This is a genomic window from Micromonospora sp. DT233 (assembly GCF_049841815.1).
Taxonomy (GTDB): Bacteria; Actinomycetota; Actinomycetes; order Mycobacteriales; family Micromonosporaceae; genus Micromonospora.
Map to the genome: position 1 here is coordinate 471,318 of NZ_JBNCLB010000002.1, position 13,577 is coordinate 484,894.

Genomic DNA, 13,577 nt, shown 5'->3' on the forward strand with positions numbered 1-13,577 from the left:
GGGTCGTGCTGACCGGCGCGGCCCTCGCTGAAGCGGTGGCGGGGTTCTTCGCCGGCCGGAAGGTCGTCGTCGTGACGCCCTGCCTGTCCTACTGCCCGCCGCTGCTGGCGGCACTCGACCGTTTCGGGGCAGCGCCGCCGTTCGTGGTCGCGGGCAGCGCGGGACCAGACCGGGCCGGGGCCCTGGCCGAGGCCCCGATCGCCGGTCTCCACCTCGTACCAATGGGGGGCGGCAGTCACACCGCCGTCGCGCGGGCGACCGAGGGGCTGCTCGCCAACCCCCCGGCCGCGCTGCGGGCCGCGCTCGACCGGTACGACCCGCAGGCCACGGCGCTCGTGCTCGCCGAGACCAACGTGTCCCGCAGCCACCTGGGCGGCCGGCGGATCGTCGACTCGATCCCCGAGGACTGGTGGGGCCTGCTGACCGGGGAGGACCAGTCCGCTCCCTGGGCCTCGCTCGGCGTGTCGGGCGCCCCGTCCGGCATGGTCCCGACGACCCCCGAAGACCTGGCGGCGGCGCACGAGCGGTACGACTTCGGGCACGGCACCGTGTGGCATGCCGACCACCGCAGCACCGTCCACGTGGCGACGGACGAGGCGCGACTGGTGCAGGACGGCGCCTCGTTCGGTAGGGCGGTCCGGTGGGCCCAGACCGGTGGTCCGCAGGTCCGGGTCACCACCTTCGTCGAGGGGCTGCCGTTGGCGTTGAACGGCATCGTCCTGCCGACCGGCACCGTCGCCCTGCGTCCCGGCGAGGAGCTGCTGTACCGGCAGGGTGATCGGCTCCGCTTCGCGGGCTGCTCCCTGTACTACTCGCCGGGGCCGGCCGATCTGGAGCGGCTGCGCCAGTTGGTCGTCGGGATCGGCGACCAACTGGCCGACCGGGCCGGTTTCCGGGGCGCGTTCTCGGTCAGTGGCACGCTCCGGGCCGCCGGATTCCTGCCGTACTCGCTGTCGCTGCGGCCCGGCCCGGCCCACGCGTTGCTGTCCCGGCACCTGCCCGGTGTGCCGATCCGACTGCTCCAGGCCGCCCTCATGGCGGGGCACGACGTCGCGGTGACGGCGGCCGATCTGGAACGGGATCTGCGGGGCCCGCTGGACGCCGATCCGGGCGCGGCGATAATGCTCCATTCCCGGGCGGCTCCTCGCGAGGAGAAGAAGGTGCTGTGGTTGACGCGGGAATCCCAGCGCATTCGGCCGACTCGCGGGAGCGACCGCAGTGCTGCTTGCTTGATATACTCCCGCAACGGTGATCTGGGGGGCTTCGTCTCGTTGCTGGCCGGGCCTGGCTTTCTGGCTGCCGACACCCCGGCCGCGCCGCACGTGGCGGCGGCGATGGCCCTCGCGGACGAGCACTGGGAAGCGGGCATCGGGCCTCTGACGCCGGTCGCACGGAGGTTCTGAGGCAGCCGTACGCGCCCCGCCGGTCGGCACGACCCACGCCGGTCCCGCCCGATCGGAGCAACTACGCGAAGAAGGTCGGTCAATGGGCTTCCTCCAGTTCAACAGCGTCGGGTGGGAGCTGCCCGACGGCCGCACCCTGCTCACCGATGTCAGCTTCTCGGTCAGCTCGGGCGAAGTCGCCGCACTGGTCGGCCAGAACGGCGCCGGCAAGTCGACCCTGGTCAATATCGCGTGCAATCGCGTGCCGTCCCAACAGGGCAACGTCCACGTGCAGGGCGGCCTGGCGATGATGCCGCAGTTCATCGGTTCCATCCGGGACGGGATGCAGGTGCGGGAGCTGCTGCTGGCCGCCGCTCCGCCACGTCTCGCCGAGGCCGCCGCCGAGTTGGACGCGGCCGAGCGGGAGCTGACCGGAAGCGACGACGTGGCCACCCACATGCGCTACGCCGAGGCGCTGACGAACTGGGGCGAGGCCGGCGGGTACGAGCTCGAGGTGCTGTGGGACGTCGTCACCGTCGCCGCCCTGGGCCTGCCGTACGACAAGGCCCGCAGCCGCTCGATCAACACCCTCTCCGGCGGCGAGCAGAAGCGACTGGTGCTGGAGGTCCTCCTGCGGGGGCGGGAGCAGGTCCTCGTGCTCGACGAACCCGACAACTACCTGGACGTGCCCGGCAAGCGGTGGCTGGAGGACCAGCTGCGCAACACCGACAAGGCGGTCCTGCTGATCAGCCACGACCGGGAGCTGCTCAGCACCGCCGCGACCAAGATCGTGACGCTGGAGGGGCGCACCGTCTGGGTGCACGGCGGGTCCTTCTCGGGCTGGAAGGAGGCCCGGCAGGCCCGCCGGGACCGGCTGGCCGAGCTGCACCGAAGGTGGGACGAGGAGCACGAGCGGCTCAAGGAGCTCGTCCGGATCCTCGGCGAGCAGGCGAAGATCAGCGCCGCGATGGCCAGCCGCTACCGCGCGGCGAAGACCAGGTTGGCCAAGTACGAGCAGGCCGGTGGCCCGCCCGAGCTGCCCAGGGAGCAGCGGGTGGTGCCCCGGCTCACCGGTGGGCGGACGGGCAGCCGGGTGATCACCTGCGAGCGCCTGGAGCTGACCGGCCTCATGCAGCCCTTCGACACCGAGATCTACTTCGGCGACCGGGTGGCCGTGCTCGGGTCGAACGGCTCCGGCAAGAGCCATCTGCTGCGCCTGCTGGCCGGTGACGAGGTCCGGCACTCCGGCAGCTGGAAGCTGGGTGCCCGGGTCGTGCCGGGCTTCTTCGCGCAGACGCACCAGCATCCCGAGTGGGTGGGCCGCACGCTGGTCGAGATCATGGGTCGTGGGGAGGGCACCCGCGACGGTCTGGATCGGGGAAACGCCGTCGGCGCGCTGTCCCGCTACGAGCTGGCGAGCGCCGCCGACCAGCGCTTCGAGACGCTCTCCGGTGGTCAGCAGGCGCGCTTCCAGGTGCTCCTGCTCGAGCTCGGCGGCGCCACCCTGCTGCTGCTCGACGAGCCGACCGACAACCTCGACCTGGTCTCCGCCGAGGCGTTGCAGCAGGCGTTGGAGGAGTTCGAGGGCACCGTGATGGCGGTGACCCACGACCGGTGGTTCGCGGAGTCGTTCGACCGGTTCCTGCTCTTCCGGTCCGACGGCACGGTGGTGGAGACCACGGAAGCCGTCTGGGACGAGCACCGGGTGCACCGCCCCGCCTGACCCGTCAGTCATGCCGGTGGCCCTTCGTCGGCCACCGAGACGTCGACCGTGGCGAGGACCGCCTCCGCCTTCAGCCGGATCTCCGCCCACTCCTGCTCGGCCTGCGACAGCACGGTCAGGGCGCCACCGGCGCCGACGTGGATGCGATCACCCTGCTGCACGAGGGTCCGGATCACGATGTTGAGATCGGCGGCGCCGTTGACGCTGAGGAACCCGATCGTGCCGGAGTAGACGCCCCGCGCGTGGCCCTCCAGCTGGCGCAGGATCTGCATGGTCCGTACCTTCGGCGCACCGGTCATCGAGCCGCCGGGAAAGGCCGCCCGCACGCAGTCCACCGCGCTCCGGTCCGGCGGCAGCTGACCCTCGACGGTCGAGACGAGCTGGTGCACCGTCTCGAAGGACTCCACCTCCATCAGCCGGCTGACTTCGATCGATCCGGGCTGGCAGACGCGGCCGAGGTCGTTGCGGAGCAGGTCGACGATCATCAGGTTCTCGGCGCGTTCCTTCAGGTCCACCGCGAGGTCGGCGGCGAGGCGTCGGTCCTCGGCGGCGTCACCGCCCCGCCGACGGGTTCCCTTGATCGGTCTGGCACTGACCCGCCCGGCCGCGTCCACCCTCAGGAACCGCTCCGGTGAGGAGCAGGAGACCTGGGTGTCACCGAAGTCGAGGAAGGCGGCGTACGGGGCCGGGTTCAGCCGGCGCAGCCGGCGGTACACGTCCACCGGCGGCATCGGCAGGGAGGCCTCGAAGCGGGTGGTCAGGCAGACCTCGTACGTCTCACCCGCGCGCAGCAGGTCCTGGCACACCTCGACGTCCTTCAGGTACTGCCGGCGGCCCCGGGTCGGGTGGGCGACCGCCCGGCCGGGCACCGGCGGCAGCGGTCCGGGTTCCTCGGCCCGGCACTGCTCGAGGCGGGCGGCGGTGGCGGCCAACCACCGCTGCGCGCAGCTCGCCCCGCCGGGTGCGACCAGCGCCACCAGGTACGCGTCGCCGCCGGCGTGGTCGAGCACGACGAGGCGGTCGGCCAGGAGCAGGGCGGCGTCGTCGGTCGGGGCGCGGTGCAGCGCGCTGCTGACCGGCTCCGGGGTGCACTCGTAGCCGAGCCAGCCCACGTAGCCACCCACGAAGTCGAACGGCAGCTCCGGCGCGTCCTGCGGGTCCACCCGCAGCTCGTCGAGGCGTTCGGCCAGGTGCTGGTAGATGTCGGTGTCCGGCAGGACCCGCCGCCCCTCCGGGCCGTCGATCCGCACCCGGCGGCTGGCCGCGTCGAAGCGCACCACTTCGTGCAACGGCCCGCCGGGGACGAAGGCGAGGTAGGAGAACCGGCCGGTCTGCACGCCGGTGCGGGCACTGTCCAGCCAGACGGCCTCGGCACCGGCGCGCAGTCGAAGGAAGACCGATTCGGGGTCGAACGGGCCGGGGATCCGCCGGTGCTCGACGTACGGCCTGCGGCGGGCCCGGTCGGGCGTACCGGGACGGGGAGCCTCGGGGTGTGCCGCCGGGGAGCGGCGTGCCACGCGCCGGCCCCGGCCGCGGCGCCCCGCCCTGGCCAGCGTCAGGTCCCGGAAGTTCTCGATGATGCGGTCGCCGTGCCGGGTGAGGATCGACTCGGGATGGAACTGCACGCCGTACTGCGCCCGGTCCTCGCGGGCCAGGCCCATGAGCACGCCGTCGTCCGCCCAGGCGATGGGGACAAGGCCCGGTGGCAGCGGCTCGGCGATGACCAACGAGTGGTACCGCACGACCTCGAAGTCCTGGGGTACGCCGGCGAAGAGCGGATGCCCTCGGTGCCGCACGGTGCTGATCCGGCCGTGCATGACCTCGGGGGCGGGCGTGGTGTGCGCCCCCCACCCCACCGCGATGCCCTGGTGGCCGAGGCAGACGCCGAGGATCGGCACCCGCGCCGTGGCGATGGCGTCCCGGCAGAGTCCGAAGTCGCTGGGCACCTCGGGCCGACCGGGACCTGGCGAGATGACGATGTTGTCGGGCCGGAGCGCAGCCAGGACGTCCCAGTCGCACTCGTCGTTGCGCACCACCGTCGGCTCGCCGCCGTTCACGCCCGCGAGCTGGTGGAAGAGGTTGTAGGTGTAGGAGTCGTAGTTGTCGATCAGCAGGGTCCGGACCGGAGCCTCGCCATCCGTCATGGTGTCGTCACCCGACTCCCGGGGTCGGTCACGGACCCGTGCCTGGCGAAGCGGGTCTCGATCTTCAGTGCGGAGCTGCGCAAGGAGGACTCCCGAGCGGTGGGCGGGTCGGACGTGCGGGTGGAGGTGGTGACAAGGCGTCGCGCCCGGCCGCCGACGACCCGGGCCGCTTCCTCGTACCGGGCACGAATGTTGCCACTCCCGGGCATCTCGCCGATCCGCCCTCGTCCGGGACGTGCCGGACGTACCGTCAGGGCAGGCCGGCGCCCTCAGGCACGGGCCCACGGCCCGGCGGGGCCGGCAAGCGGCACGCCGTCCCGACCGGCCTGATCCGCGGTGGCGGCTCGGGCGCCTGACAGCGGAACGGGGGCACCGCTGATGTGCGGGATCGGTGGTGAGGCGCGGTTCGACGGCACCCGGCCCGACGCCGACGCGGTGACCCGGATGAGCGCGGCGATGCGGTCCCGGGGCCCCGACGGCGAGGGGCTGTGGCGCGACGACGGCTGGGTGACCCTCGGGCACCGCCGGCTGACCGTCATCGACCTCTCCGACGCGGGCGGGCAGCCGATGGCGCGCGACGACCTGGGCCTGGCGCTGGTCTTCAACGGCTGCGTCTACAACTACCCGGAGCTACGCGCGGAGCTGCGGGCCGCCGGGCACACCTTTCACTCGACCAGCGACACCGAAGTGATCCTGGTGGCGTACGCCCAGTGGGGTGAGGACTTCGTCGACCACCTGGTGGGCATGTTCGCCGTCGGCCTGGTCGACCGGGCCCGGCGGCGGCTGGTCCTGGCCCGGGACCGGCTCGGCATCAAGCCCCTGTACCTGGCCGAGACGCCCGGCCGGCTGCGTTTCGCCTCCACCCTGCCGGCGCTGCTGGCCGCACGAGACGTGGACACCGGCGTCGACCCGGTCGCGCTGCACCACTACCTGTCGTGGCACTCGATCGTCCCCGCGCCCCGCACCATCCTGCGCGGCGTCCGCAAGCTGCCCCCGGCGACCGTGCGGGTCGTCGAGGCCGACGGGCGCAGCCGCGAGCGCGTCTACTGGCGGCCCGACTACGTACGCGATCCCGCCCACGCCGGCTGGGACGCCGAAGACTGGCGGGGCGCGATCGGTGACGCGCTGCGCACCGCCGTGCGGCGGCGGCTCGTCGCCGACGTGCCGGTGGGCCTGCTGCTCTCCGGCGGCCTGGACTCCAGCCTCATCGTGGCGCTGCTGGCCGAGGCCGGGCAGGAGCAGCTCCGCACGTTCAGCATCGGCTTCGACAGCCGGGGCGACGAGGCCGGCGACGAGTTCCACTACTCGGACCTGGTGGCCCGCGCCTATGGCACCGACCACCACCGCATCCGGCTCTCCGACGACGACCTGGTGCCGGCGCTGCGGCACGCCGTCGAGGCGATGACCGAGCCGATGGGCAGCCACGACGTGGTCGCCTTCCACCTGCTCTCCGAGCAGGTCGCCCGGCACGTCAAGGTGGCCCAGTCCGGGCAGGGCGCCGACGAGGTCTTCGCCGGGTACGGCTACCACCAGCCCTTCCCCGGGGTGCCCCGCGAGACGGCGGCGGCGGCGTTCGCGTCCGCCTTCTTCGACCGGGACCACGCGGAGCTGACCGGGCTGGTCGGCCCCGCGTACGCCATCGACGCCGACGCCAGCCGCGAGCTGGTGGTCGCGCATCTCGGCGCGCCCGGCGCGGAGACCGCGCTGGACGCGGTGCTGCGCCTGGACACCCACCTGATGCTCCCCGACGACCCGGTCAAGCGGATCGACGCCATGAGCATGGCGTGGGGGTTGGAGGTCCGCACCCCGTTCCTCGACCAGGACCTCGTCGCCCTCGCGGCGGCCTGCCCGCCGGAGCACAAGGTCGCCCAGGGCGGCAAGGGCGTGCTCAAGGAGGTCGCCCGCCAGGTGCTGCCGGCGGAGGTGATCGACCGGCCGAAGGGCTACTTCCCGGTGCCGACGCTGCGCAACGTCGACGGGCCGGTGCGCGACCTGGTCGTGGGGGCGCTGCGGGCGCCGGCAGCGCGGGAGCGGGGGCTGTTCCGGCCGGCGTACGTCGATCAGTTGCTCGCCGCGCCGGACCGGGCGCAGGCGGCGGCGGGCAGCAACAAGCTCTGGCAGCTGGGCCTGCTGGAGCTCTGGCTGCAGACCCACGGCATCCGCTGACGGACGCGCCGGTGCCGGCCGCTCAGCCGGCGGTGGTCTGGGCGGCGAGGTGGTCCAGGACCGCGCGCACGTCGCCGCCGGTGCGCGCGATGATCCGCCGCTGTCGCGCCGCGCCGGTGCCCTCGCGGCGCAGCCGGGCCAGCTGCTCGCCGACGTACGGCAGGTCGCCGTGCCGGGCCAGCGCGGGCGTCACCGTGGCCAGCAGCTCCGCCACCAGCTCCCAGGCCGGGCGCGCGCCACCGGCGCGCAGGTCCATCAGCCGCCCGTCCAGCCCTTCGTGGGCGGCCCGCCAGTGGGCGGCGGCGACCAGGCAGCCGCGCAGCCGGGGCGCGGGGCGGCCGGCGTGCACGTCCTCGACCATGGTGGCGACCAGCGCCCGCACCAGTGCGGCGACCAGGACGGTGTCGTCCACGGCGGGGCAGACGTCCCCGACCCGGACCTCCACGGTCGGGTAGCTGGCCGATGGCCGGGCGTACCAGTAGACCATCGCCGGGTCCAGCATGATGCCCGCGTCGACGAGCGCCGCCACGGTCGCGTCGTAGTCGGCGGCGGAGGCGAAGTACGGGGTGGGGCCGATGCTGGGCCAGCGCTCCAGTTGCAGGGACCGCCAGCTGGCGTGGCCGGTGTCCCGCCCGTCGTGCAGCGGCGAGTTGACGGTGAGCGCCTGCATCACGGGCAGCCAGGGCCGCAGGTGGTTGCAGACCTGCACCGCCAGCTCCCGGTCGGGCACGCCCACGTGCACGTGGCAGCCGCAGACGGCCGGGTCGTGCGCGACGGGGCCGAACCGGCGGGACATGGCGTGGTAGCGGGCTTCGTCGGGCACCGTCCGGTGCGCCTCGCAGACCGGGGTGGCGCCCACCGCCACCAGCCGCGCCCCGGCCGCCCGCGCCGCGTCGGCGGCGGCACGGCGCAGCGCCACCAGGTGCGCCCGCAGCTCGGCCAGGTCCGCGCAGACCGGGGTGACCATCTCCACCATGCTGTGCCGGAACTCCTGCCGGCTCTGCTGCCGGGCCGCGCCGCGCAGCGCGGTGAGCACCCGGTCGGCGACCGGCAGGCTCTCCCCCGTGGCCGGGTCCAGCAGCAGGAACTCCTCCTCCACCCCGAGGGTGAGGCGCGCCGTCGGCTCCACGGCGCGCGGGGGCGCGGCGGTGGCCGGGCGCTCGGTCATCCTCGGCATCTCCTCGTCCCCGGCGACTCGTCACCGGCGAGGGCTCCGCCGCCGGGCGAGGGCTCCCGCCGCCGGGCGAGTCGACTTCCCGGCCGGGGCCGGCGCAAACGACCACGGGCTTCCTCCTGGTCGGCCGCAGCCGCGCGTCGGGGTGCTTAGCACAGGAAGGAGTACTCTGGCGGACCTGTAGTCCGTGTCCGCGACAGCGGTTGCGGCGAACCGGCGTCGAGCCAGCGGCGTGGGTCCCGGCTCCGCCTCGGCGGGTTCGTGCAGCAGCCCGCGTCAGGCGGGCTGCCATCCGCGCCCCACGCCGGTTCCAGCACGTTGTGGCGGGGGCGCGCCAGCCTGAGGACCCGGTGCCATGACCAGCCCGCTCGACCCCACCGACGCCTTCGCCGAGCTCGGCCGCATCAAGCTCGCCGAGGTCTCCCTCGACGACGTCCTGCAGCGCGTCGCCGAGCTGGCCAAACACGTCCTACCCATGCCGGTGGAGGTGTCGGTCACCCTGACCCGCAACGGCACCGGGCACACTGCGGCGTTCACCGACGGGCTCTCCCGCGACATGGACGAGCGGCAGTACGCCCTGGGGCACGGCCCGTGCCTGGACGCCGCCGCCGGCGGTGTCGTCATCTCCGTGCCCGACCTCGCCGCCGACGACCGGTGGCCCGACTGGCTCGAACGTGGCCAGAAGGCCGGGGTGGGCAGCTCGTTGTCGATCGGCCTGCCCATCCAGGAGGCGGTCGTCGGCGCGCTCAACGTCTATGCCCCGACCCCGCACGCCTTCGACGACGACAGCATCGCCGTGCTGGAGACCTTCGCCGCGTACGCCGCCGTCGCCCTCGCCAACGCCCACCTCTACGAGAGCACCGCCACCCTGGCCCGAAGGATGCAGGAGGCGATGGCCAGCCGCGCGGTGATCGAGCAGGCCAAGGGGATCATCATGGCCGACCGGCGCTGCTCCCCCGCCGAGGCGTTCGCGGTCCTGTCGAAGGTGTCGCAGGACTCCAACCGCAAGGTCCGCGAGGTGGCGCAGGCCCTCGTCGACCGGGCCAGCGGCACGCGGGGCGTGCCCTGACCACCCCGGCCCGTTCGTGTACGCCGGCGGTCGACGGGTACGTGAGGGAAAACCGGAGAAGGGACCAGCCGATGTCGAGCACCACGATGCCCATGCTCAAGGCGTACCCGAAGTCGATCAACCTGGATCGGGCGAAGCTCGCGGCGACGATCGACGCCCTCAACGACTGCGCCCAGGCCTGCACCGCGTGCGCGGACGCCTGCCTGAGCGAGGAGATGGTCGCCGAGCTGACCACCTGCATCCGCACGGACCTGGACTGCGCCGACATCTGCGCGGCCACCGCCCGGGTGCTGTCCCGGCACACCGGCTACGACGCCAACATCAGCCGATCCCTGCTCGAGGCGTGCGCCACGGCCTGCAAGTCCTGCGGCGACGAGTGCGCCGCCCACGCCGACATGCACGAGCACTGCCGGATCTGCGCCGACGCCTGCCGCGCCTGCGAGCGGGCCTGCCGGGACCTGCTGGCCACCATCGGCTGAGCGCCGGGGCCCCGGCACGCGGCGGGCCACCCGGTCGACCGGGCAACCCGCCGCGCTTTCGCTCGGGTCGGGCCGTCAGGCGCGGCGCAGCCAGAACGTCAGGCCCAGCGCCTCGTCGGTGAACGCCTCGGCGTCGGCCCACGACGGCTCGCCGTCGGCGCACTCCGCCGCCAGCACCTCCTCCGCGACCAGGTCGCGGTGCTCGGCCAGCGCCAGCACCGTCTCCTCCCGGGTCGCCCGGTAACGCAGGACGATCCGGTCGGTGACCTCCAGGCCGCTGGACTTGCGGGCCTCCTGGACCTGCCGGATCACGTCCCGGGCCACCCCGGCCCGGCGCAGCTCCGGCGTCAGGTGCAGGTCCAACGCCAGGGTGGCCCCGGCGTCGCTGGCCACCGCCCAGCCCTCGCGCGGGGTGTCGACGACGACCACCTCGTCCGGGCCGAGGGTGACCGGCTCGCCGTCCACCAGCACCGTCGCCGTGCCCGAGGACCGCAGGGCGTCGCGCAGGGCCGCCGCGTCGGCCGCCGCGATCGACTTCGCCACCTGCTGCACGGCCTTGCCGAACCGCTTGCCCAAGGTGCGGAAGTTGGCCTTCGCGGTGGTGTCGACCAGGGAACCCCCGGCCGCGCCCACGGCGGTGACCGACCCGACGTTCAGCTCGGCGGCGATCTCGCCCAGCAACTCCGGGCCGAGCTCCGCGAAGCCCTGGGCCGAGGCCAGCGCGCGCGACAGCGGCTGGCGAACCTTCATCCCCGAGTCGGCGCGGGCGGCGCGGCCCAGCTCGACCAGGCGACGCACCAACGCCATCTGCCTCGACAGCGCCGGGTCGATCAGCGACTCGTCCGCGCTCGGGTACGTCGCCAGGTGCACCGACGCCGCCGCGTCCGGGGTGACCGGGACGACCAGGTCCTGCCAGACCCGCTCGGTGATGAACGGGGTGATCGGGGCCAGCAGCAGCGTCACGGTGCGCAGTGCCTCGTGCAGGGTGGCCAGCGCCGCCGGGTCGCCGCGCCAGAACCGCCGCCGGCTGCGCCGGACGTACCAGTTGGAGAGGTCGTCGATGAAGGTCGACAGCAGCCGGCCGGCCTGCTGGGTGTCGAAGGCCGCCATCGCGGCGTCGACCTGCTGGACCAGGCTGTTGAGCTCGGAGAGCACCCAGCGGTCCAGCACCGTGCGGTCCGCCGGGGCCGGGTCGGCCGCCGACGGCGACCAGCCGGCGGTCGCGCCGTAGAGGGTCTGGAAGGAGACCGTGTTCCAGTAGGTCAGCAGGATCTTGCGGACCACCTCCTGCAGGGCGGTGTGCCCGACCCGGCGCGCCGACCAGGGCGAGCCGACTGCGGCCATGTACCAGCGCACCGCGTCCGCGCCGTGCCGGTCCATCAGCGGGATCGGCTCGAGGATGTTGCCCAGGTGCTTGGACATCTTGCGGCCGTCCTCGGCCAGGATGTGCCCCAGGCAGACCACGTTCTCGTACGACGACCGGTCGAAGACCAGCGTGCCGATCGCCATCAGCGTGTAGAACCAGCCGCGCGTCTGGTCGATGGCCTCGGAGATGAACTGCGCCGGGTAACGCTTGTCGAAGAGCTCGGCGTTGCGGTACGGGTAGCCGAACTGCGCGAACGGCATGGAACCCGAGTCGTACCAGGCGTCGATGACCTCGGGGACCCGCCGCGCGGTCTGCCCGCAGTGGCAGGCGAAGGTGACGTCGTCGATGAACGGGCGGTGCGGGTCCAGCCCGGTCACGTCGGAGCCGGTCAGCTCGCTCAGCTCGGCCAGCGAGCCGACGCAGGTCAGGTGCTCGTCGGGGCAGCGCCAGATGGGCAGCGGGGTGCCCCAGTAGCGCCGCCGCGACAGCGCCCAGTCGACGTTGTTGTTGAGCCAGTCGCCGTACCGGCCGTGCTTGATGGTGGCCGGGTGCCAGTTGGTGCGCTCGTTCTCGCGCAGCAGCGCGTCGCGCACCACGGTCGTGCGGACGTACCAGGAGGGCTGGGCGTAGTAGATCAGCGCGGTGTGGCAGCGCCAGCAGTGCGGGTAGCTGTGCTCGTACGGGGTGTGCCGGAACAGCAGCCCCCGGGCGGTCAGGTCGTCGATCAGGGGCCGGTCGGCGTCCTTGAAGAACAGGTCGCCGACGAGGGGCAGGTCGGCCTCGAAGCGGCCGTTGGGCCGCACCGGGTTGACCATCGGCAGCCCGTACGCCCGGCAGTTGACCAGGTCGTCCGCGCCGAACGCCGGGGCCTGGTGCACCAGGCCGGAGCCGCTGTCGGTGGTCACGTAGTCGGCCAGGATGACGATGTGCGCGCCGGTGACCTCGACCAGGTCGAAGGGGGCCCGGTAGCCCCACCGCTCCAGCTCCTTGCCCTGGAACGACTCCCCGGTCAGCTCCCAGCCCTCGCCGAGGGCCTGGGCCAGCAGCGGCTCGGCCACCACCAGCTGCTCGGTGCCGTCGGTCGCCACCACGTACGTCACGTCGGGGTGCACGGCAACCGCGACGTTCGACACCAGCGTCCACGGGGTGGTGGTCCAGACCAGCAGCGCCGCCCGACCGGCCAGCGGCCCGGAGGTGAGCGGGAAGCGGACGTAGACCGACGGGTCGACGACCGTCTCGTACCCCTGGGCCAGCTCGTGGTCCGACAGGCCGGTCTCGTCGCGGGGGCACCACGGGGCGACCCGGAAGTCCTCCACCAGCAGGCCCTTGTCGAAGATCTGCTTGAGCGACCACCAGACCGACTCGATGTATTCCGGGTCCATCGTGCGGTAGGCGTCGTCCATGTCGACCCAGTAGCCCATGCGCCGGGTCAGCTCGGCGAAGGCGTCGGTGTGCCGGGTGACCGACTCGCGGCAGCGGGCGTTGAACTCGGCGACGCCGAAGGCCTCGATGTCCTGCTTGCCGGTGAAGCCCAGCTCCTTCTCCACGGCCAGCTCGACGGGGAGGCCGTGGCAGTCCCAGCCGGCCTTGCGGGCGACGTGGAAGCCCTTCATCGTCTTGTAGCGGGGGAAGACGTCCTTGAAGACCCGCGCCTCGATGTGGTGCGCGCCCGGCATCCCGTTGGCGGTCGGCGGGCCCTCGTAGAAGACCCACTCCGGTCGGCCGTCGGACTGCTCCAGGCTGCGGGCGAAGACGCTGTTGGCCTGCCAGAAGTGCAGCACCTCGTGTTCGAGGCCGGGCAGGTCGATCTGGGTCGGTACGCTGCGGTACATCGTTCCTCCGTCGGGCGTTGTGCCAATGCTCCGGCAGAGGGACGAGGCCTTTACGGCCCCGCGGTACCACCCTCCTTGGCCGCAGTCGCGGCCCTCTCGTTCGGTTGCGGTCGGTTCTACTCGGCCTCGCGGCCTTTCCTCCGACGGCTCCGGGGTGATCTTCCCGTCGCGCAACACCCCCGGGCTTCCACCGCCCCCGGGTCGCTCCTGGCTGCGTGCGACCGTACTCGTCCCCATCTACG

The 13,577-nt window shown here is 73.2% G+C and carries 8 protein-coding genes; 5 read left to right on the forward strand and 3 right to left on the reverse strand.

Translation table 11 applies throughout. The features are described 5' to 3' along the window. The first annotated feature begins 5 nt into the window (after positions 1 to 5). Both ACLQ2V_RS06295 and ACLQ2V_RS06300 read left to right on the forward strand, forming a co-directional pair. On the forward strand, positions 6 to 1,403 hold the full coding sequence (locus ACLQ2V_RS06295; protein ID WP_425717405.1) for a hypothetical protein: 1,398 nt from the start codon (positions 6 to 8) through the stop codon (positions 1,401 to 1,403). 82 nt (positions 1,404 to 1,485) lie between these two features. Beyond that, positions 1,486 to 3,105, forward strand: a complete 1,620-nt coding sequence (locus ACLQ2V_RS06300; RefSeq protein ID WP_425717406.1) for an ABC-F family ATP-binding cassette domain-containing protein — start codon at positions 1,486 to 1,488, stop codon at positions 3,103 to 3,105. 8 nt (positions 3,106 to 3,113) lie between these two features. On the opposite strand, the gene pabB is transcribed toward ACLQ2V_RS06300, so the two are convergent. Continuing rightward, entirely contained in the window at positions 3,114 to 5,249 is a 2,136-nt protein-coding gene (gene pabB / locus ACLQ2V_RS06305) for an aminodeoxychorismate synthase component I (protein ID WP_425717407.1), read from the reverse strand. Between the two features lie 378 nt (positions 5,250 to 5,627). On the opposite strand from pabB, the gene ACLQ2V_RS06310 reads away from it, so the two are divergent. After that, positions 5,628 to 7,415: an N-acetylglutaminylglutamine amidotransferase gene (locus tag ACLQ2V_RS06310; protein WP_425717408.1), complete on the forward strand. Its 1,788-nt coding sequence runs from the start codon at positions 5,628 to 5,630 to the stop codon at positions 7,413 to 7,415. 22 nt (positions 7,416 to 7,437) lie between these two features. On the opposite strand, the gene ACLQ2V_RS06315 is transcribed toward ACLQ2V_RS06310, so the two are convergent. After that, positions 7,438 to 8,583 (reverse strand): carboxylate-amine ligase, encoded by a 1,146-nt coding sequence (locus tag ACLQ2V_RS06315; RefSeq protein ID WP_425717409.1) that lies wholly within the window; start codon positions 8,581 to 8,583, stop codon positions 7,438 to 7,440. A gap of 361 nt (positions 8,584 to 8,944) precedes the next feature. Here ACLQ2V_RS06315 and ACLQ2V_RS06320 point away from each other — a divergent pair, with 361 nt between their 5' ends. Next, positions 8,945 to 9,658, forward strand: a complete 714-nt coding sequence (locus tag ACLQ2V_RS06320) for a GAF and ANTAR domain-containing protein (RefSeq protein WP_425717410.1) — start codon at positions 8,945 to 8,947, stop codon at positions 9,656 to 9,658. A gap of 71 nt (positions 9,659 to 9,729) precedes the next feature. Continuing rightward, positions 9,730 to 10,137 (forward strand): four-helix bundle copper-binding protein, encoded by a 408-nt coding sequence (locus ACLQ2V_RS06325; RefSeq protein ID WP_425717411.1) that lies wholly within the window; start codon positions 9,730 to 9,732, stop codon positions 10,135 to 10,137. A 75-nt stretch (positions 10,138 to 10,212) separates the two neighbouring features. Here the strand turns inward: ACLQ2V_RS06325 and ileS are convergent, their stop codons facing one another. Next, positions 10,213 to 13,335: an isoleucine--tRNA ligase gene (ileS, locus tag ACLQ2V_RS06330; protein WP_425717412.1), complete on the reverse strand. Its 3,123-nt coding sequence runs from the start codon at positions 13,333 to 13,335 to the stop codon at positions 10,213 to 10,215. Between the last annotated feature and the right edge of the window lie 242 nt (positions 13,336 to 13,577).

What these genes read in the sequence shown, in the direction of transcription:
- ACLQ2V_RS06300 (WP_425717406.1), top strand. Translation starts at nt 1,486, where the DNA reads ATGGGCTTCCTCCAGTTCAACAGCGTCGGGTGGGAGCTGCCCGACGGC.
- pabB (WP_425717407.1), bottom strand. Translation starts at nt 5,249, where the DNA reads ATGACGGATGGCGAGGCTCCGGTCCGGACCCTGCTGATCGACAACTAC.
- ACLQ2V_RS06310 (WP_425717408.1), top strand. Translation starts at nt 5,628, where the DNA reads ATGTGCGGGATCGGTGGTGAGGCGCGGTTCGACGGCACCCGGCCCGAC.
- ACLQ2V_RS06315 (WP_425717409.1), bottom strand. Translation starts at nt 8,583, where the DNA reads ATGACCGAGCGCCCGGCCACCGCCGCGCCCCCGCGCGCCGTGGAGCCG.
- ACLQ2V_RS06320 (WP_425717410.1), top strand. Translation starts at nt 8,945, where the DNA reads ATGACCAGCCCGCTCGACCCCACCGACGCCTTCGCCGAGCTCGGCCGC.
- ACLQ2V_RS06325 (WP_425717411.1), top strand. Translation starts at nt 9,730, where the DNA reads ATGTCGAGCACCACGATGCCCATGCTCAAGGCGTACCCGAAGTCGATC.
- ileS (WP_425717412.1), bottom strand. Translation starts at nt 13,335, where the DNA reads ATGTACCGCAGCGTACCGACCCAGATCGACCTGCCCGGCCTCGAACAC.